Annotated in this window: 17 protein-coding genes; 8 read left to right on the top strand and 9 right to left on the bottom strand. The window is 67.7% G+C overall.

Features of this window, described 5'->3' with window-relative positions; genetic code table 11:
* Positions 1 to 17 precede the first annotated feature (17 nt).
* The gene (locus tag KOR34_RS14080; RefSeq protein WP_146565195.1) at positions 18 to 446 is read right to left on the bottom strand and encodes a CsbD family protein; all 429 of its coding nucleotides are present in this window, start codon (positions 444 to 446) and stop codon (positions 18 to 20) included.
* A 335-nt stretch (positions 447 to 781) separates the two neighbouring features.
* Here KOR34_RS14080 and KOR34_RS14075 point away from each other — a divergent pair, with 335 nt between their 5' ends.
* Positions 782 to 1,972 (top strand): AI-2E family transporter, encoded by a 1,191-nt coding sequence (locus tag KOR34_RS14075; protein WP_197531412.1) that lies wholly within the window; start codon positions 782 to 784, stop codon positions 1,970 to 1,972.
* Positions 1,973 to 2,071: 99 nt separating this feature from the next.
* Here the strand turns inward: KOR34_RS14075 and KOR34_RS14070 are convergent, their stop codons facing one another.
* Positions 2,072 to 3,595, bottom strand: coding sequence for a DUF1598 domain-containing protein (locus tag KOR34_RS14070; RefSeq protein WP_197531411.1), 1,524 nt, complete (start codon positions 3,593 to 3,595; stop codon positions 2,072 to 2,074).
* Between the two features lie 466 nt (positions 3,596 to 4,061).
* Here KOR34_RS14070 and KOR34_RS14065 point away from each other — a divergent pair, with 466 nt between their 5' ends.
* Positions 4,062 to 6,512 carry a DUF11 domain-containing protein gene (locus KOR34_RS14065; protein ID WP_146565193.1) on the top strand — a complete coding sequence of 817 codons (2,451 nt, stop codon included), beginning with the start codon at positions 4,062 to 4,064 and terminating at the stop codon, positions 6,510 to 6,512.
* Positions 6,513 to 6,552: 40 nt separating this feature from the next.
* Positions 6,553 to 6,918, top strand: coding sequence for a hypothetical protein (locus KOR34_RS14060; protein WP_146565192.1), 366 nt, complete (start codon positions 6,553 to 6,555; stop codon positions 6,916 to 6,918).
* Between the two features lie 623 nt (positions 6,919 to 7,541).
* Here the strand turns inward: KOR34_RS14060 and KOR34_RS14055 are convergent.
* The 5 genes from KOR34_RS14055 to lysS form a co-directional block, all read right to left on the bottom strand.
* Entirely contained in the window at positions 7,542 to 8,333 is a 792-nt protein-coding gene (locus tag KOR34_RS14055) for an ABC transporter ATP-binding protein (RefSeq protein ID WP_146565191.1), read from the bottom strand.
* A gap of 86 nt (positions 8,334 to 8,419) precedes the next feature.
* Positions 8,420 to 9,958 carry an ABC transporter permease gene (locus tag KOR34_RS14050; protein WP_146565190.1) on the bottom strand — a complete coding sequence of 513 codons (1,539 nt, stop codon included), beginning with the start codon at positions 9,956 to 9,958 and terminating at the stop codon, positions 8,420 to 8,422.
* A 123-nt stretch (positions 9,959 to 10,081) separates the two neighbouring features.
* On the bottom strand, positions 10,082 to 10,369 hold the full coding sequence (locus KOR34_RS14045; RefSeq protein ID WP_146565189.1) for a type II toxin-antitoxin system RelE/ParE family toxin: 288 nt from the start codon (positions 10,367 to 10,369) through the stop codon (positions 10,082 to 10,084).
* A 5-nt stretch (positions 10,370 to 10,374) separates the two neighbouring features.
* Entirely contained in the window at positions 10,375 to 10,641 is a 267-nt protein-coding gene (locus KOR34_RS14040) for a hypothetical protein (protein WP_146565188.1), read from the bottom strand.
* A 171-nt stretch (positions 10,642 to 10,812) separates the two neighbouring features.
* A complete protein-coding gene (lysS, locus tag KOR34_RS14035; protein WP_228714607.1) occupies positions 10,813 to 12,405 on the bottom strand; it encodes a lysine--tRNA ligase in 1,593 nt (530 codons plus the stop codon).
* Between the two features lie 185 nt (positions 12,406 to 12,590).
* On the opposite strand from lysS, the gene KOR34_RS14030 reads away from it, so the two are divergent.
* The 4 genes from KOR34_RS14030 to KOR34_RS26725 all read left to right on the top strand — a co-directional run bounded on the left by KOR34_RS14030 (position 12,591) and on the right by KOR34_RS26725 (position 15,739).
* Positions 12,591 to 13,334, top strand: coding sequence for a hypothetical protein (locus KOR34_RS14030; protein ID WP_146565187.1), 744 nt, complete (start codon positions 12,591 to 12,593; stop codon positions 13,332 to 13,334).
* Positions 13,335 to 13,443: 109 nt separating this feature from the next.
* Positions 13,444 to 13,863: an ExbD/TolR family protein gene (locus KOR34_RS14025; RefSeq protein ID WP_146565186.1), complete on the top strand. Its 420-nt coding sequence runs from the start codon at positions 13,444 to 13,446 to the stop codon at positions 13,861 to 13,863.
* Positions 13,864 to 13,865: 2 nt separating this feature from the next.
* Positions 13,866 to 14,312: an ExbD/TolR family protein gene (locus KOR34_RS14020; RefSeq protein ID WP_146565185.1), complete on the top strand. Its 447-nt coding sequence runs from the start codon at positions 13,866 to 13,868 to the stop codon at positions 14,310 to 14,312.
* Positions 14,313 to 14,332: 20 nt separating this feature from the next.
* Positions 14,333 to 15,739 carry a hypothetical protein gene (locus KOR34_RS26725; RefSeq protein ID WP_197531409.1) on the top strand — a complete coding sequence of 469 codons (1,407 nt, stop codon included), beginning with the start codon at positions 14,333 to 14,335 and terminating at the stop codon, positions 15,737 to 15,739.
* 96 nt (positions 15,740 to 15,835) lie between these two features.
* On the opposite strand, the gene KOR34_RS14010 is transcribed toward KOR34_RS26725, so the two are convergent.
* The gene (locus tag KOR34_RS14010) at positions 15,836 to 16,195 is read right to left on the bottom strand and encodes a hypothetical protein (RefSeq protein WP_146565184.1); all 360 of its coding nucleotides are present in this window, start codon (positions 16,193 to 16,195) and stop codon (positions 15,836 to 15,838) included.
* A gap of 51 nt (positions 16,196 to 16,246) precedes the next feature.
* Positions 16,247 to 16,645: a hypothetical protein gene (locus KOR34_RS14005; RefSeq protein ID WP_146565183.1), complete on the bottom strand. Its 399-nt coding sequence runs from the start codon at positions 16,643 to 16,645 to the stop codon at positions 16,247 to 16,249.
* Positions 16,646 to 17,007: 362 nt separating this feature from the next.
* On the opposite strand from KOR34_RS14005, the gene KOR34_RS14000 reads away from it, so the two are divergent.
* Positions 17,008 to 19,002: a DNA topoisomerase VI subunit B gene (locus tag KOR34_RS14000; RefSeq protein WP_228714606.1), complete on the top strand. Its 1,995-nt coding sequence runs from the start codon at positions 17,008 to 17,010 to the stop codon at positions 19,000 to 19,002.
* Positions 19,003 to 19,067: the final 65 nt, after the last annotated feature.

Raw genomic sequence — 19,067 nt, 5'->3', positions numbered from 1 at the left:
GGCGTGCCACGCGGATCTTAGCGCTGACGCAGCAGTAAGCCGACGACGGCGCCCGCGATTATGCCGGTGCCGAACGCGACCGCCACCGACTCGATGGGCCGGCGTCGCACCGCCTGCTCCGCCTGCGCGTGCTTCGCAGCGACGCTGTCGCGGACGTACGCGGCGGCGTCGGTTGCGGCCTCGGCGCCGCTCTGAAGATACTCCTGCGCCGCGGCGGTAGCCTGACCGAGCAGCGGCCGGAAGCGTGCGTCGAGTTCCGCAAGCTTCTTTTCAACCTGCTCCTGCGCCTGGCCCGTCTTCCGCTGGAGGAATCCGATGAACTGCTGGGCGTCGCCCTCGAACTGCCGGAGCTCGTCGTCGCTGAGCTCGCCCCAGCTCTCCTTGACCTTGCCCTTGAGCTCGTTCCACCCGCCTTCGATCTGTGCATGTTGTCCTTGTGCGTGCATGGTAGCGTCGCTCCTTGTTCGGTGTTGCGCCCCAAGGTGACAGGCTGGGACGCTGGCCTGGCTGTTGTCGTTTGGTTGGTGGGAACGGACGCAAGTCTCAGGCCAAAGTGGCGAAGTGGCGGATGACGCCTGAATTCCGATGCGACCCTTACTACCCCAGGGGCAGGCGTGGGTGGCGGGCGGTCAGTGTGGTTGCCAGGCGATCGGTGCGGGGTGGCGGCGGAGCAGAGATCGCGGGCGTTTGTCCACTCTGCAGCGACGGCATACCGATTGCTTTCTCACCGGTCTGCGGCGCCAGGCAGGCGCCATCCACCATTCTCATCGCGAGTCTAGCAGTGTCGGAACTCAAGGTCGCTACGATTGACCCCACAGAAGAAAGCGGCGCTGAGGACCGCCCGTCCACTCAGCCGCACGCGGCACACTCGACGTCCGGGCGTCTGGCCGAGCGAAGCGGGCAGCCACGCGAGCGTAGCCTGGAACGCCGCTGCCTGATCCTGCTCACCGGACTCGCGGTGTTCTACACGTTCTACTTCACCCGGGCGATCCTGCTGCCGATGACCCTGGCGGTCATGCTCAGCCTGGTGCTCAAGCCGATCGTGAACCGTATGCACCGGTGGGGCGTGCCCCACTTTGTGAGTGCTACGCTGGTCTTGACCGTGATTGGCGTGATGACGGTATTCGGCGCGCGGGCGCTGTGGCAGCCCGCGTCGGAGATGCTGGCCGACGCTCCGCACAGTCTACGCGAGGTGGGCGAGAGCCTGCGCGACCTGGCCGCGCCGATCCAGCAGATCCAGCAGGCGCAGTCCGAGATGAGCAAGATGACCGCCACGCCGGGCGAGCCCGGTCCGCTGGAGGTCCGCATCAAGCAGCCCGCACTCACCAGCGATGTGCTCAGCACTACCGGCGGGTTCGCCACCGGGACGATTATTGTGTTCTCGCTGCTCTTCTTCCTGCTCGCCGCGGGCGACCGGTTCCTGGTCAAGACCGTAGAGGTCATGCCGACCTGGCGAGAGAAACGCGACGTCGTGGTGCTGCTGCAGGACCTGCAGAGCAAGATCTCGACCTACCTGGGCGCGATCACGGTTATCAACATCGCTCTGGGCGCGACGATCGGCGCCGGCCTGTGGCTGATCGGCATGCCGAACCCGCTGCTGTGGGGCGTGATTGCGGCGTTGCTCAATTACATCCCGTTTGCCGGCCTGGTGATCGGCACCTGCCTGGTATTCCTCAGCGCCATGGCCGCCTTCCCGGACCCCTCCGGCAACGGAATCGACATCGGCCGTGCATTACTGGCGCCCGCGATCTACCTCGGCGCCAACGGCATCGAGGCCAACGTGATCACCCCTGCCGTGCTGGGGCGGTCTATCAGCCTGAACCCGGTTGTGATCCTGTTGGCCGTGTTTATCGGCGGCTGGGTGTGGGGCATCGGTGGCATCTTCCTCGCGGTGCCAATCCTGCTGGTCGTGAAGATCGCTTGCGACCACTACACCAGCTTGAAGCCGGTGTCGGTGTTCCTGGCCAGCTGACCGCGGCCGCCTGAGCTACACCCTGGCCATGAGAAAGAAAACAGCCGATGGTCCGGCGGACCATCGGCTGTTGGCGTTTTAAGCTTCTGAGGCAGGACGTTAGTCCCACCACCACTGGCCGGCCTTCAGGCTGTCGAGGTTGACCTGGCTGCGGGCGGCGCCGACCTGGCCCTCCTCGTCCGCCAGCAGGTTGACCGGCTGCAGGGCCTCGCTCGGGCGGATGTGCACGCCGCCGCCGATGGGGGTCATCAGCGTGCTGCCTTTCCAGATGCTGTTGACCGCCGAGGCGACCTTCTCCGGGGCGTTCTCAGTCTCGACCGAGTAGGCCGACTCGTCGGAGAACGTGGTCATCTGCCAGTCGGCCTGCGAGTAGAGGTCGCGGTCCTGGATAAACGCCGCGGCGACCGCCAGGTCGATGCAGTTGCGGAGTTGGGCGTAGACCGGCGAACGCTCGGCCAACTGCGGGTAGGCCTTGGTGAACGCGCTGACGAACGCCTGGCTGGCGCGGTTCCCGCGGCCCACCGCCTTGCGGGCGCCGGACTGTTGGATCATCTCGTCCTCGCCGATCAGCTTCACGCCCTCGCCGACGATCTCCATGGCGAGCGAGTCCTCGCTCACCTTCAGCCGCTCGTAATCGGGCACAAAGTACCACCGCTGCATCGCGTTCCGCGCCACGGCCGACGGGTTGGCCCGCTCGACGTAGCTCTTGAGACGCACGGGCGGCTGCTCCAGGCCGATGCCGATCAGCTTCATGCGGTAGTCGGCCTCAACCAACACCTGCGCGAAGTGGGTCGAAGCGGGGACGCCGCCCACGGTGATCATCTGCGGGCCGAGCTTCTCCTGCATCTGGCTGACCAGCATCTGGGTCTCGGCCTGATTAGGCGGCCGGCCGGTGCTGGTGCGGGCGAAGCCGCCGAGGAACTCTTGGAACCGGGCCAGGCCCTCTTGGGTCGGGTCGATCGAGCAGTAGATGAGCGGGTTGTTGGCGCCGGTCTCGCCGGACTTGCTGGCCGCCGGCGGGAACGCCCGCAGCGCGACAACCAGGTCCTGAAGCTCGACCACGGGCTGGCCGCTCTTCACGCCCAGCGTGCGGCCGGCGGGCGACACGGCCCACGGCTCGGCCGGGCCGGCGATCACGATGTCGCCGGTTTCTGGATAGCAGAACACGAAGTCGACGCGGGTCAGGCCGGCCAGGTGCTGCATGACGTCGTCAGCCTGCTCGCCGGCGGCGACCTTCTTGGCGACCTCCTGTTCCAGCCGCGTCAGCGAGACCTTGCGCAACTTGCTCGGTTTGGTGAGGTCGCCCTCGAGCTTGGCCATCGCCTGCTCGATGCGCTGCCGCGCCAATGCGCCCGTGGGGTCGGCCACCGAGACGCGACGCATCACGCCCTCGGCGTCCACCACGACGCCGGACGCGCCCTGGGTGCCCTGGGTGCCACCGCCGCCGCCAAGGCCACCGCCACCCCCGCCAAAGCCGCCACCGCCGCCGCCAAGGCCACCGCCACCGCCGCCAAAGCCGCCGCCGCCGCCACCGAATTGGGCGGACGCGGGCACGACACACAGGGCGACGGCCAGCAGGCCGCCAGTCAGGCTGCGGATGAGATTCTTAGTAGCGACACGCATGGTCGGATCACCTTGGTAGGTTCAGCAATTTCTTCTCGTCCGGCAGGGAGGTGAGCAGTCGCCGGGGAGACCTGTTCCGTGGACGGGCGCCCGGTTGGGACGCCGGGCGCAGCCGGGTCGAGAGGACCGGCGGCGCCTTCCGTTGATCGTAATCAGTGAAAATAGGTAAAGCAAGAAATAGGCAGGGTTTTGGGCGGTCCGGACGCCCCTCCCGCTGGCCGCCACCCAAACTTCGGCCCTACAGCCGGCGCGGCCGGCGCCACCCGCACGCCCCCAACCGGCATGTTGAGAAAACTCACCGCTAGAGGTTGCAAATTAACATCATTGCCCGGTTGGGGCGGTAGAGTTGCGTGGCCGACGTGCTGCGCACTCCCGTGGGGCGCCGCTGGTTCGGTCGGACGGGCCAGCCCACTCGCCGGCCCCCAACCCCACTGCCCGCTCTGGATGCGGGCAGCCCCAGCCCAGCATGACGCTCCGCCCCCCGCAACCCGCCTGCCTGCTAGTGATCGCCGCCCTGGCGGCGATCGCCTCGGCCGGGTGTATCTGCAACGGGCTGCCGAGGATCGATCCGTCGGGAGAGCGGTTCTTTGTCTGTCCGTTGAGCCAGGCCACCGTTCCGCCGGTCGCCGCGTCGGGCGCGACGATCCCGCCACCCGCAGGCAACACGGTCGCGGCGCCGGTGCTGCCCGCCGCGGCTGCGCCGACCGGGCCCCGCTGCCCGCTATGCCCTCTCTGCCCGTTTGGCGATGGCTGCCCGCTGTGTCCTCTCGGCGACGGCTGTCCGCTGTGCCCGTTTGGCGATCGCCAGCCCGCGCCGGTGATCGGCCCGGTGGCGCCCGTAGTCGGCGGGGTCGCCGCGCAGCCGACTAACCGGGTAACGCTGACGCCCGGCAGGGTGCTCGCTCCGGTGGGCAGCGAGGTGGTGATGCGGGCCGGCGTCTGTGGCAAAGACGGCTACCTGCTGACCAACCGCAAGATCGAGTGGATGATCGACCAGGAGGGCGTCGGCCAGTTTGCCGAGATCGGCGACGCCGGCCAGCGTGACTTCATGCGGTACCCGTGGAGCACGCCCCGCAAGGTCAACAACACCTACGCAGTGGGCTACACCTCACCGGTGCACACCTGCCTGCGGCGCGGCACCGACGACCCGGCCGACGACGTGCAGATCAACGATGGCGAGGCCTGGGTCAGCATCACCAGCCCGTCGGAAGGCACCAGCTACATCACGGCCTACGCACCCAACGAAGAGAACTGGAACGCCCGCCGGGCGCAGGCCACCATCTACTGGGTCGACGCGCAGTGGCAGCTGCCGCCATCGGCCGTGGTGGCCGCAGGGCAGCCCCATATCCTGTCGACCACCATCACGCGGCAGACCGACGGCGCGCCGCTGCAGGGGTGGATCGTCCGGTACGAGGTCGCCGACGGCAGCGGCGCCCGTCTGGGGTATGACGCCGGGCAGGTCGCCGAAGTCGCGACCGACGGCCGCGGCGTCGCGCAGGTCGAGGTTGCCCCGACCGACTCGCAGCCGGGCACGTCGCGCGTCCGCATCACGGTCGTTCGGCCCGAGCAGGCCGGCATCGCGTCGAGCCCGCGGCTGGATGTCGGCGCCGGCGAGGCGACCGTCACCTGGTCCAATACCGCGCCCGGCACGCAGCCGCTGTTCCCGCCGGTTGCGCCCGCGGCCGAGCCGCCGACCCTCCCGCCAACCACCGCGCCGCCATCCACGCCCCCGCCCGCCACCGGCCCGCCGAGTAACGAACCGCCGATCGGCATCAACCCGCCTGGCCGGCCGGAGCTTGAGATCCGCATCCGACGCGACACGCCCGACCCGATCAAAGTCGGTGACAAGGTCGCCTACACGCTGACGGTGCGGAATATCGGCAACGGGGTCGCGCAGAACGTACGGCTAAGGGACAAGTTCGACAGCGGGTTGACCACCGAGCTCGACCGAGATGGGTTGGGCGCAATCAAGAACGACGCCGTGGGCGACCTGGCCCCGCGTGACTCGGTTGACCTGACCGTGGTTTTCGATGTGCTTACCGCCGGACCGCACTCGCACGAGGTGACCGTCACCGCCGACGGCGTCGCCGAGGCCTTCGACAAGGCGGAGTTCACCGCGATCGAAGAGCAGCCCGCGGCCGCCCAGGTGGGGATTCGGATATTCCAGCTGTCGCCGGTCCGCCCCCCGGTCGGCAAGGAGTCGTTCCGGTTCAGCATCGAGATCGAGAACAGCTCGGACGTCGCGGCCAGGAACCTCCGGCTGCGCATCGCCCCCGATCCGGCTCTCACGGTGAGCGGGATCCTGCCCCGCCCGCTCGACGAGTCGACGACGCCGTTGTCCGACGGAGGCGCGTCCACCGAACTCGGCGAGCTGGGGCCGCGGCAGAAGCGGGTCGTGCACTACGGCTTCGACTGCAACATGGCGACCCAGGTGGGCAGCCCCGCCGAGGTGCGGGTGTTCCTGACCGGGGACGGCATTAATGTGGCGGACGCGACCAAAGTCGAGATCCTCCCGCCGGCCGCTGCAGGCCCCGCGGCGGCGCCGCTGCGGATCACGGTGGGCTCCCAGGCCAACCCGGTCCGGTTGCGGGCGTCGTCGGACCTGGTCGTGACGCTCGAAAACACCACCGGGCAGCCGCTCACCAACGTGGCCATCGAGATCACCGACCCGGCGCAGCTCAGCTTCCGCCCCCGCGTCGCAACCCTGCCACAGGGCACGGCGCTCCTGCCGCAGCCGTCGCTGCTGCAGCTAAGCCCACCGATCGGCCGGTTGTTGCCCGGGGCCGCCGGCCGCCAGCAGATTGTCATCCCCTACGACGCGATCACGCCCGGCCAGGCGGTGATCGACGTGAAGGCCGTCTGGCAGGGCGCGCCGGCCGCTGTCACCGAGCGGGTGATCATCTCGGTCGAGCCGTAGGGCTTTGCGTGGTCCGGCCCGCGGTGGTTACGATCGAGGCATGCCCCGCTACGTCCTCCTCCGCCACGAGTGCCCGCCCGACTACCGCGTCGGCTCTCACTGGGACCTGATGCTCGAGCACGAAAGCGTGCTGCTCACGTGGTCGCTGAGTACACTTCCGGCAATATGGGGCGGCGCCGAAGGCGTCCATGAAGTCGCTGCCGAGAAGCTTGCCGACCACCGGTTGGCGTACCTTGATTATGAGGGGCCGGTAAGCGGCAACCGCGGTACGGTGAAGCGTGTCGTCTGTGGAGCATTCGAGTGGGTCAGCTGCGATGAAGAGTGCGTCGAAGCCGAGCTAACCAGCAGCAAGATCACACTGACAAATCGCGGTTCGACTTGGCTTCTATCGGTGGTCTCGAAGTAGCCGGCGAGCTACGCGTCGGCGGGGAACCCGGTGCAAAGCCCAACCATCAAGAGCACGCTCCCCGGGGCTCCCGGCGAGGCGTAGCTCGCCGGCTATTGGCGTACCAGCAAGCCTGAGACCGTCGGGTTTTGACCGATTCGTTTTGTCCAAAAACACGCGCGAAGGGGACAAAACTCTGGGCCTATAGCCCCCTGGTTTTTCTGTAGGTGCTTTTGTACTAAGGCATTACGGCAACCTCTTCTGGACAGCAGGGCGGGGGTTTTGTCCGATTTCGTCGCGCCGATCGGACACAATAACCGGGCCGCATTAAGAACACGGTGACCGACTGACGCCGCGAACGACCACACGGGCGCGCAGCAGCCTACTCGCACACCAGCGGTAGGCAGGCACACCAACACCTCTTCATTAGACCGCGCTAGGTGGCCGGTTTCAGCAACAATTCGGCGGCGACATTAAAGAAGTCGCCCACCGTCACCCGACGCGTCAGCGAGGGCCAGAGCGTAGCCGGCGAGCTACGCCTCGGCGGAGGACCCAGTGCAAGGCCCGATCGTCAGGAAGGCGTTCCCCGGGGCTCCCGGCGAGGCGTAGCTCGCCGGCTATTGCGGGGCTGCATGTGGCGCCGGCTACGCCGCCGCCAGGCCGCCGCCCTGAACGCGGCCGTCAACCAGCGACACCACCCGATGCGCCCGGTCGGCGATGCGCAGGTCGTGCGTCACCAGGACCAGCGTTAGCTGCTGCTCCTCGTTGAGCCGTTCCAAGAGCCGCAGGATCTCCTCGCCCGTGTTCTGGTCGAGGTTGCCGGTCGGCTCGTCGGCCAGCAGCAGGCGGGGTTCGCTCATCAGCGAGCGGGCGATCGCGACCCGCTGCATCTCGCCGCCGGACAGTTCACGCGGCTTGTGGTGCAGCCGGTGGCTCAATTCGACCGTTTCCATGAGCTCTTCGGCCCGCTGGTGGAGCTGCCGGCGGTTCCGCCAGTAGCCCAGCGTGCTGTAGCGGATCATCGCCGGCGACAGCACGTTCTCGATCGCGGTCAGCTCCGGCACCAGGTGGTACGCCTGGAAGATCATGCCGATGTGCCGGTTGCGGAGGATGTTCTTGCCGTCGCCGCCGAGGTTGTCGATGCGGTTGCCCTCGAAGCGGACCTCGCCCGCGTCGGGCCGGTCGAGCGTGGCGAGCAGGTGCAGCAGCGTGCTCTTGCCGCTGCCGGACTGGCCGACGATCGCCACGAACTCGCCCCTACGCACCTCGAAGTCCACGCCCTGGAGGACGGGCGTCTTGACGTCGCCCTTCTGATAGGTGCGGTACAGGTCGTGCGAGGAGAGCAGCACCGGCGCGGTTGATGCGGGCCGCGGCTTGGGCGCTTGCGCGTCGGCAGTCGGCAGGAAGTCGGCGAGCGTCGGGCTGGAGGTTGGCATGGCAGTTTGTGGCGGGTGTCGGATAGTACGCCCGTTTCTCCGAAACGGGTAATAACTCCCGGTTCGGAGAACCGGGGGTACATTGGCTACTCCCAGCGCAGGGCCTGCACCGGGTGCAGCGACGCCGCCCGCCACGCGGGCAGCACGCTGGCCAGCACGGCGATCAGCATCGCGCCGGCGGCGACCGACGCCACGGTGACCGGCTCGACGATCGCCGGGATCTTGTAGAAGTAGTAGACCGACGGGTCGAACACCGGCGTGCCGGTCAGCCAGCCGAGCACGTCGGCGATCTCGTTGATCTGGTCGACAAACAATAGTCCGCCAACCACGCCGATCCCCGCGCCCACGGCGCCGAGCGTCAGCCCGTAGCTGAGGAAGATGCCCATCACGCCGTTGCCGCTGGCGCCGAGGCTCTTCAGGATGCCGATGTCACGCGTCTTCTCGACGACAATCATCAGGAAGATCGCCAGGATGCCGAACCCGGCCACCGCGATGATCAGGAACAGCAGCACGTTGAGGACCATTGTTTCCATCTGCACGGCGGCCAGCAGCGCGCCCTGCTTGTCCTGCCAGGTGCTGACCACGTAGAACTGCTCTGGGAAAGAGTTGCGGAGCAGGTCCCGCACCATGGCGGGCTCGACGCCCTCCTTCAGGCGGATCTGGATCGAATTGAAGTTGGCGACCTTGGTGATCGGGTCGACCAGGCCGCGCATCTGCTGCATCTGGTCGAGCGGCAGGAACACGAACGACTGGTCGTACTCCTGCATCTTGCTCTCGTAGAAGTCGGTGATCGTCAGCTTCGCCGACCGCGGCTCCGGCTTCTGCCCCGCGGACGGGAACATGATGGTCACGTCGTCGCCCGGCACGCAGAAGAACTGGTCCACCCCGGCCGTGTTGCGGAACGAGCAGAGCGAGATGCCCGGCACGCAGCCGGTGTGGGTCTCCTTGGCCGGGTCGAACACGCTCTGCTGGCTGCTGGTGCTGTTGGCGAACGGGTCGGCAGGAAGCGGAGCGGCGTCGGCGTCCTCCGCGGCTTCTTTTTTCTCCGACGCGTACGATGGCGGCGCCACGACCGGCTGGCGGTACTGGGCCATCAGCCGGCGGTGCTCCCAGCCGGCGCGGCGCATGTCCTCGCGCGGCTGCACCTTGGTGGGGTCGTCGGTCTGGTGGTCGAGGACGTCGTAGCCGCCCTCCTTCAGTTCGAAGTCCAGCTCTTCGCGGTTCTCGGGGTGCTGCAGGTACTGGCCGAAGTCGCTGACCGTGGCGTAGCTCTTGGGGTCGATGCCGATCAGGTTGACCTGCTGCGTGCGGTGCTGCCCGCCGACGTAGTACTGCATGGCGGCCGGCACGTGCGCCGTCGGGCTCATGCCGGCGATGTACTCGCCGGCCACCTCACGGATGCGGGCCATGTGCTGCTCGGGGTCCTGGGCGCCGTCCAGGTTGCGGCTCTCGAAGACCACGTCGCTGAGGATGCCGTGGATGCGGTCCTGCATCTCGTGGCTGAAGCCGGCCATCACGGCGTTCACGACAATCATAGTCGCCACGCCGAGCGTCACGCTGATGATCGACGCCAACGCGATGTAGCGTGTGCGGAGGTAACGCCAGCAGAGCAGGAGTTTGTACATGGGCGGTCGGCTATTGGCTATCGGCTGTTGGCCTATCATCCCGCTGCGCGGGAGTGGTTGGGCCGCGGAGGATAGCGGGCTGAGCCGTCGGCCGCTAGAGAAGTGGAGGGGTGGTGCTAGCAGCTACTGGGTGCCGAGATCCTCGATGCGTCTCGCAGCGTGGAGCACGCGTAGTACCGTGACGACATCTGGATGGTACTCGTAGTAGAGCAGGTAGCTGCCGATGGTGATGCGTCGCACCTCATCGCCAAACTGGGGCTGCTGCTCTCCAAGTTCGGGGTAGGTTGCTAGCGGCGTCACCCTGGCTTCAATCTGCTGGATCACTAGATCCGCCGCCAAGAGGTTATCGCGGGCGATGTATGCCCACACGTCGTGCAGGTCTTCTGTGTAGCGAGCTGTCCGCCGCAGCATCGCCACTAGGAACGCGCCCCTCGGCGTTCACGCGCTTCGGCGAGGAAGCTCTCTACGTCAAAGCCTTCGGTGAATCGTCCGGCCTTAGCGTCGGCTCTTGCTTCGTCAAGCTTCTGCTTGATATAGGCATCGTCGAGCGCCATGGTGCCCCCCGACTCAGACACCACGTAGACGCGGTTGGTTGTCGGGTCCACAAATTCTGCCACGCCGTGTCCAGCGGCCAGGGCATGGAGCTGATCAGGCGTTAACGGCGGCAGTTGATTGGCGTCCATGGCTTTCAGTCTACTGTTGCGAGGGGGTGGCGGCCAGTAAAATTGGCGTTCTTGCCCGTAGCCGATGGATTACATCCATCGGTGAATCACCAGCACGCTTCGCCAACTGCACACAGGCGCCTCCGACAGATGTAATCTGTCGGCTACGGGAGAAGAGCGAGGTCAGCCGACTCACTTCTCCGGCCGCAACAGCGGGAACAAGATCACGTCGCGGATGGTCTGGCTGTTGGTCAGCAACATCACCAGCCGGTCGATGCCGATGCCCAGGCCGCCGGCCGGGGGCATGCCGTGGCGGAGGGCGCGGATGAAGTCGTCGTCCATCTTGGCCATGCTGTCCTCCTCGCTCAGGCCCGCCAGCTGGTTCTTGAACAGCTCCTCCTGCAGGTCCGGGTCGTTCAGCTCGGTGTAGGCGTTGGCCACCTCCATGCCGCGGATGAACAGCTCGAACCGCTCGGCCACCTGCGGGTTGTCCGCCTTACGCTTGGTGAGCGGGCAGATGCTGGCCGGGTAGTCGATGACGAAGGTGGGCACCATCAGCGCGTCCTCGACCTTCTCTTCGAACACCTCGTTCTTGACCACGTCCGGGTGGCGGCCGTCGACGTCGAAGCCGATCTTCCTGGCCAGGTCGGCCACGGCGCCCTCGTTCGACGGGTCGACGCCGGCGTGCTGCTCGAACAGCTCGTCGTACGTCTTGCGGGCGAAGGGGGGCGTGAAGTCGATCGACTCCTCGCCCCAGGGCAGCTCGTAGTTGGGCTTCTCATCAGTCGACACGGCCTTGATGGCGTTGACGATGATCGACTCGGTCAGGTCCATCATCGACCGGTAGTCGCCGTACGCCTGGTACACCTCGAGCATCGTGAACTCGGGGTTGTGCTTGGGGCTGATCCCCTCGTTGCGGTACACGCGGCCCAGCTCATACACCCGCTCGATGCCGCCCACCATCAGCCGCTTGAGGTGCAGCTCCAGCGCGATCCGCATGAACAGGTCGATGTCCAGGGCGTTGTGGTGCGTGGTGAACGGACGCGCGGCGGCGCCGCCGGCGATCGAGTGCAGCGTAGGCCCCTCGACCTCCACGAACCGCTGGTCGGCCAGCGTGTTGCGGACCGACTGCACGATCTTCGAGCGGTTGAGGAATCGCTGCATCACGCCGTCGTTGTACGCCAGATCGACGTACCGCATGCGCTGCCGCATCTCGGGGTCGGTCAGGCCGTGGTGCTTCTCGGGCGGCGGCTCCAGGCTCTTGGTCAGGAAGTGGACCTTCTCGGCCGCGATCGACAGCTCGCCCGTGTTCGTGACCACCAGCGAACCGTCCACCGCGATCAGGTCGCCCAGGTCGAGGTTCTCGACGACCGCCCAGCTGTCGCCCACCTGCTTCTGGCCGACCATCAGCTGGATGTCGCCAGTCATGTCCCGCAGGTCGATGAAGTGCAGCTTGCCCTTGTTGCGGTGCAGCACCACCCGGCCCGCCACACGGAACTTCGGGCCGACCACCTCGCCGCGGGCGTTGTCCTGCTCTGCGTTCCGGTCGGCCTTCCATTTGCGGAAGTTGAAGTCGTCGTCCTGGGCGGAGAAGTCCGGCAGGTCGACCTCGGTCCCGTCGGGGAACGCGTACCGGATCTCGCCGGCTCGGCTGCGGACGTCGCCGATCGGCGTGTGGTCGTCCAGTCGGCTGCCCCAGGGGTCGATCCCCAATTCGGCGATAGCAGCTAGCTTCTGGCGGCGGGCGACCAGTGGGTCGGTCGACGGGGCGTCATCCTGTGACATAGGGGTCTCTTTGCAATAAATCGGCGACGGGGAGCGATACACGCTGCGTCTGGTTTCAATTTTGCAGGCATTCTCGCCGGCGCCGTAGCGTTTGGTCAACGGCGCCCGCATTGACCGGATCTTCACAGAATCCTAGCATTCCCCCGGCTCGACTCCTCCCCCCCTCGATCTTAGGAGAGCGGCACATGGTTAGGTGGCTACGCTGGGCGGCGGTTGTCCTGGGGGGGATTGCGGTCGTCGCCGGCGCTGCTGGGTACGGCGTCTACCGCGCCGCGACGATGCTGCCCGAAGACTACCGGGCGGCCCTCGAAGTCGACCAGGAGCAGCTCGACGAGCAGCGCAAAGAGTTGGAGGGCCAGCTCACCGCGCTCTACAGCCAAGCCGCCCAAGACGCTACGCCCGCAGAGCCGCGGCCCCGCAAGTGGGAGGCCGCGGTCACCGACGACCAGATCAACGGCTGGCTAGCGACCCGGCTGCAGGAAGAGCTGCCGGAGGCCGCCGAGCAGGGCCTGGTCGACCCCCGCGTGATGTTCGCCGACGACGGGCTGACGCTCGCCTTCCGGATGAATCGCGGTCGGGTGAACGCCGTTGTGCGGTTCCACGTCGCCCCCTTCGTCACCGAGGACGGCGAGCTCGGCATCGAGCTCTCCGACACCCGCATCGGGGCGGTGCCGCTGCCGACCAGCCGGATCGTCGAGGTCTCACGCCCGCTGCTCGCCCAGGCGGGCCTGCCGCTCCAGTGGGGCCAGGTCGGCGGCCGACCGGCCTTGCTGGTCGATTTCGAGCAGCTCGCCTCCGACGCCCGCAACCGCCGAACGCTGAGCGACATCCAGTACAGCGAGGGCAACCTGTACGTGGCTGGGCAGACCGAGCGGCGTGTCGCACGCGTGGCGATGAGCCAGTCGCCACCCCTCGGGGTGACGGAGTAGAGCTCGCCCGCACGGATGCTCCGCGTAGCCACGGCCTGACCGGTGCGTTAGGCTGGGGCGGGTCCGCCCCTTGCTTACTGCCGGCCGCCAAAGAGCGGCCCCGCGTCCTATGCTCCGCTACCGCCGCGACAATGAGACGGTCAGCATGAACATGACGCCGCTGATCGACGTTGTGTTCCTCTTGATTATTTTCTTCCTGGTCAGCAGCCACCTAGCCCGGCAGGAGCAGCAGCTCGAGCTCGACCTCCCCGACGCGGCTACCGGCGAGCTGTCGACCGAGTCGTCCGCGCGGGTGCTGACCCTCAACCTGCTGCCCACCGGCGAGGTGTCTCTCGCGGGCGTTCCGACGCCAATCGCCGAGCTGACCGAACGGCTTGGCCGCGAGGTCGAGCGGCAGCCGTCGCCGCTCGAGGTCCGGCTCCGCTCCGACCGCACCGTGCCGTACGGCGACGTAGAGCCGGTGCTGGCCGCGTGCGCCAAGGCGAACGTCTGGAACATCCGCTTCGCCGTCCGCGAGGAGCGCCAGTAGCGATGCGAACCTCCTGGCGCCCCGCCACGCACAGCCAGCCCACGCTCGGCGCGTCGATGACGCCGATGATCGACGTCGTGTTCCTGCTGCTGATCTTCTTCGTGTGCACCGCCAGCTTCCAGCCGGTCGAGGCCCTGCTGCCCGGCGACCTGCTGATCTCCGGCGCCGGCAGCATTGACGCGCCGCCGGAAGAGCAGCCCCAGTTGGAGCGGGTCGTGATCCACGCCAAGCTGGTCGGCGACGCCGTCGCGTGGCGGGTCAACGAGGCCGACTGCCCCACCGACCAACGCCTGCGTGATCTCCTCGCCCAGCTGGCGGGCATCGATTCGTCCCTGCCGGTGGTGATCGATCCCGACCGCCGGGTTCAGCTCGGCCGGGTGATCGACGGGTTCGACGCCGCCCGCTCCGCGGGCTTTACGGATGTCAAGTTCGCGGCCTCGGTGGACTAGCAAGGATGGATCGGCTCCCGGTGACACGTTGCGTACTCGTTGTGCTGTTAACGGCGGCGGCCGCGTGGGCGGAGGACGCCGCGTCGGTTCGGGTCGAGATTCTCGTGTCTGATGCGGAGAAGCTGTACCGCGGCAAGCGCCCCAAGCAGGCGGTCGCCAAGTACGACCAGGCCAGCGCGCTGGCGTTCACCGAAGGCGCCTCCGGCCGGGCGTTCGAGCTGTCGCGCACCGCCGCGGCAATCCTGCAGTCGGTCGGCGAGGAAGCCGAAGCCGGGCAGCGGTTGCGGCGGTTGGCTATCGCCAATGGGACGCACCCCGACGCGGGCGCCACGCACCGCGCGGCGATCGCGTGCCTGGCCAAGTCCGCCGACGCTGACCCCCAGTCCTACGAGGAAGCGCTCCGCGAGCACATCGACAACTGGCCCGACGCCAAGTCGACTCCGGCGATAGAGGGCCGGCTGATCAGCTGGCTCGCGTCGCAGCGGCGGTGGGCGGAACTGCTCCCGATGCTCGAGTCGGTCGCGGTCGACGATCCCCGCTTCCCAGACGCCGCGGGCCTGTACGCGGACGCGGTGATTGGCGTGAGGCGCCAGGGCGACGCCGCCGAGCTGCTACGCCGCGCAACGGGCCAGTTGCAGCCTTCCATCACGGGAGACGACAACCGTTGGCCGGACGAGTGGACCCCGCACCAGCGGGCGGCTGCGCTCGGCCTGGCTCGCATCCATCTCGCATACGGCGACGCCGGGCCGCAGTACCCTTACCGGCTGCTGGCCGCCGCCGTGTCGGGCCGGCCCGCGTCGGACGCGCAGTGGCGTTCGGTCGCTGTGCCGCTGCTGGTGGAAGCCGCCGTGGCGGCTGGTCACCCCGAGCAGGCGGCGGCCGCCGCAGCGGATCTGCCGGCCGACAATTCGCCGGCCCTGCGGAGGCTCGTGGGGTTTCTCGAAGCTAGACTCCGCGAATCGTCCGCAGATGAGTCCGCGGCCAAGCTGCTGCTAACGGCCACCCGCGACGCCTCGCGGGATGACGCCCCCGGCTGGCTGCGGCGGGGCAGGGCGGCCGCCCTCGCCGCGAGCGGGGAGCACGAGGCGGCTCAGGAGCTGTTGGCTTCGCTGGACGAAGAGAGCCGCGCCGGCCCGGACTACGATCGACTTTCGGCGCTGGCGCTCGCGGGCAAGACCGACGCCGACAGCCGCCGGCGAGCGGTCCGCCTGTGGCGCCGCGTCGAGTCCCGGCAGCAGCCAGGCAGCCAGGGGTGGCACGAGGCCCGGCTGGCGCGGATCGAGCTGCTCGCCCAGCTCGGCCGCCGCGACGAGGCCCGTAAGCTGTTGTCACTCACCGCGGCGCTGTACCCGCCGCCCAAATTGGCAGCTCAGGCGGAGCTTCGTACACGGCTGCAGCGAGAGCTCGGCCAGGGCGCAAAAAAATAGCCCCGGCCGCAAGCGACCAGGGCTACCGCTGCCCGACGGGACGGAGACCAGGGGGAAATGGTCCGCCCGCCGGGCGTGTGCTGCACGCGTCCTACATCACCAGGGGCTGCGGACGTAGTACGCGCCAAACTGGTTGGTGTTCTGTGGCCAGTAGGGCTGCTTCATGAACGGGCCGCCGTGCGGGCCGGCGCCCGGGTAGTCGCGGCCGAACTGGTGGTCGACGCGCGAGATCCGCGTGCTGCCGACGCCCCAACCCCAGTTGGTCTGCATCTGCACGGTGGGCGGGAGCGGCACCGCGACCGGCTGGCCGTACTGCACGTGGGCGTAGTTCTGGTTCCAGGTGTAGGTGGGGGCGCGGTACCGCGTGGCCCACATATAGGGCGCGACCGCTTCGCAGCTGGTCGCCGCGACCGCGGACACGATCACCGCGGCCGCCATTATCTTGACTCGGGGCATCAGAGCCTCCTGACTTGCGAGGGCGTTAGTTTGGCGTGGTCGCAACGGCGGCTAGTACTTCAGCCGGTAGTACATGAACTTCAGCTTGCCGCCGCCGGTGTTGTACCGCACGTTGGTCTGCGTCCAGCCGGCGCCCGGGTGGTGCGTGTGGTAGGTCCGCTGGTGCCCGTACATGAACTCGTGCGGGTAGAACGGCTGGTAGGTGTTGTAGGTGTGGCCGACGTGGTGCGGCACCGGCAGCGGCGACACGTACAGCTCGGCCGCGGTCCCGCCGGGGCCGGGCGCGGCGTAGTAGTTGTAGAACAGGTCGTTGGGGTCCTGGTGGCTGATCCGGCGCTGGCCTTCCCAGCCGTAGCCGGCCTGCGCCTGCTGGCTGTTCAGCGGCAGGCAGTGCCACACGGCGGTCAGCACGGCGGCGGTTGCCAGGATCTTGGCGGGGCGTCGCTTCATGAGGGCCTCCTTGATCCGGATGGATCGGCGGTGGTGCGGGCAGCGGGCGTGGTGGGCGCCGTCGGCGTCCCCCGATTGGTCGCCCCGGCCGTCCGCTGATGATTTGCTAGACGGTGGGATCGGCAGGCCCGGTTTTTCCGGTGAGACTTTTCGCGCCAGCCGTAACAGTCGTGCGTCTCTTAACACCGGTACGGCCGGCGGCCGCCTGGGAGGGGGGCCTAGGCGGGGCTATAATCGTCGCGACCGTCAGGGTTTGCCAAACCCAGGGATTGCGGGGATCGGACTGAGGCCCCCGCGGCCCGCCGCCCGACAGCAGAGAATCCGCGGTCAGAAATCCTCACCCCAACATGGGAGTCAGCGTCTTGGCGAAGAGTGGTGCGAAGCGACGGTCCAACGCTACCGCGATGGCCGCTGCGCAGAAAGAGATCTCGGTCAGTGAGTTTTTCGCCAAGAACCGCCACCTGCTGGGGTTCGACAACCCCCGCAAGGCGTTGCTGACGACCGTCAAGGAGGCGGTGGACAACTCGCTGGACGCGTGCGAGGAGGCCGGCATCCTGCCGGAGATCTGGGTCCACATCGAGGCCACCTCGGCCAACCGCTACAAGGTTGGCATCCAGGACAACGGCCCCGGCATCCTCAAGAAGCAGATCCCGCTGATCTTCGGCAAGCTGCTGTACGGCAGCAAGTTCCACCGCCTGCGGCAGAGCCGCGGCCAGCAGGGCATCGGCATCAGCGCCGCCGGCATGTACGGCGTGCAGACCACCGGCAAGCCGGTGAAGATCATCTCGAAGGTCTCGGTCCGCAAGCCGGCCCACTACTACGAGATCCAGATCGACACCAAGAAGAACGAGCCCAAGATCCTCAACGGCAAGGGCGACGGCGTCGACATCCCGCCGGGCGAGAAGGGCGCCACGTACATCGAGAAGCACGGCATCGAGTGGGTCGACCAGCCGCACGGCACGCGGGTGACCATCGAGCTCGAGGCCAAATTCGTCCGCGGCCGCGGCAGCGTCGACGAGTACCTGAACCAGACCGCCATCGCCAACCCGCACGTCACGCTCCACTACCTCGACCCCGACGACTACCAGTACGACTACGAGCGCTCCACCGACCAGCTCCCCAGCGAGCCCAAGGAGATCAAGCCGCACCCGTACGGCGTCGAAGTCGGCCGGCTGGCGCAGATGTTCGAAGAGTCGGAGGCGATGAGCGTCAGCGAGTTCATGCGGACCAAGTTCTCCCGCGTGACGCCGGCGGTCGCCAAGAAGGTGTGCGAGTCGGCCAAGGTCGGCTCGCGGATCAGCGTCAAGAAGGTCGACCGCCCGCAGATCGACAAGCTGTTCGAGGCCATCCAGGCCACCCGCATCAGCCCGCCGGCGACCGACTGCATCTGCCCGATCGGCGAGGACCTGATCCTCAAGGGCCTGCACCAGGTGGTGCCGGGCGAGTTCTACGCAGCCGCCACCCGCCCGCCGGGCGTGTACCGGGGCAACCCGTTCCAGGTGGAGGTCGGCCTGGCCTACGGCGGCACGGCGCCGACGCAGAACATCACCAAGGACCTGCTGCAGGAGCTGCTCGAAGAGACCGACACCCGCACCGTGCGGCAGTTCCTGATCCACACCTTCAACGGGCTGGGCGCCGAAGCGGCCGACAAGATCGTCAAGACGTCGGGCCTCAAGACCCGCCAGGCCCCCAACGGCCTGAAGCCGAAGGAGCGGGAGAAGCTGTTCGACGCGATGAAGCACGTAAACGTGGCGGAGGGGCAGGGGATGGAGGTCATGCGGTACGCCAACCGCGTGCCGCTGCAGTTCCAGCAGGCCGCGTGCGCCGTGACCCAGACCGTGATCGGCACCAACTGGCGTGGGTACGGGCTGAGCCAGTCCCGCGGCGCCATGCCCAAGGGGCCGGTCAGCCTGATGGTGCACATCGCCAGCGTGTGGGTGCCGTTCACCAGCGAGAGCAAGGAGGCGATCGCCAGCTACCCCGAGATCCAGAAGGAGATCCGCCTGGGGCTGCAGGCCGTGGGCCGCAAGCTGGGCATGTACCTCCGCCGCCGCCTGAAGGTGAAGCAGCAGTCCGACCGCCGCGAGATCTTCCTGCGGTACCTCAAGGAGGTGGCCAGCGCGGTGAGCGTCATCAACGCGGCGGAGGAGAAGGAGCTGTACGACCAACTGGTCATGGTGGCCCAGAAGCGGACCGCCGAGGCCGACATGAAGATGGACGACCGCGGCCGCAAGATTGAAGAAGACCCCACCCAGCTGAACCTGGGCGACAACGTGCTGATCGTCGACCCCGCCAGCCACGAGGCGGCGATCAACCGCGTCGCGGTAGAGGAAGAACCAGAAGCAGAAGCGGTATAGGCTTTGCATACAGCGGGCTCGTGCCGGCACGCCCGGCGGTTGCGTCAACGCTAGCCCCCGCTCGA

It is taken from the genome of Posidoniimonas corsicana (assembly GCF_007859765.1).
GTDB classification, from domain to species: domain Bacteria; phylum Planctomycetota; class Planctomycetia; order Pirellulales; family Lacipirellulaceae; genus Posidoniimonas; species Posidoniimonas corsicana.
Note: the sequence above shows the minus strand (reverse complement) of the source record. Positions and strands in the feature narration are given on the sequence as shown.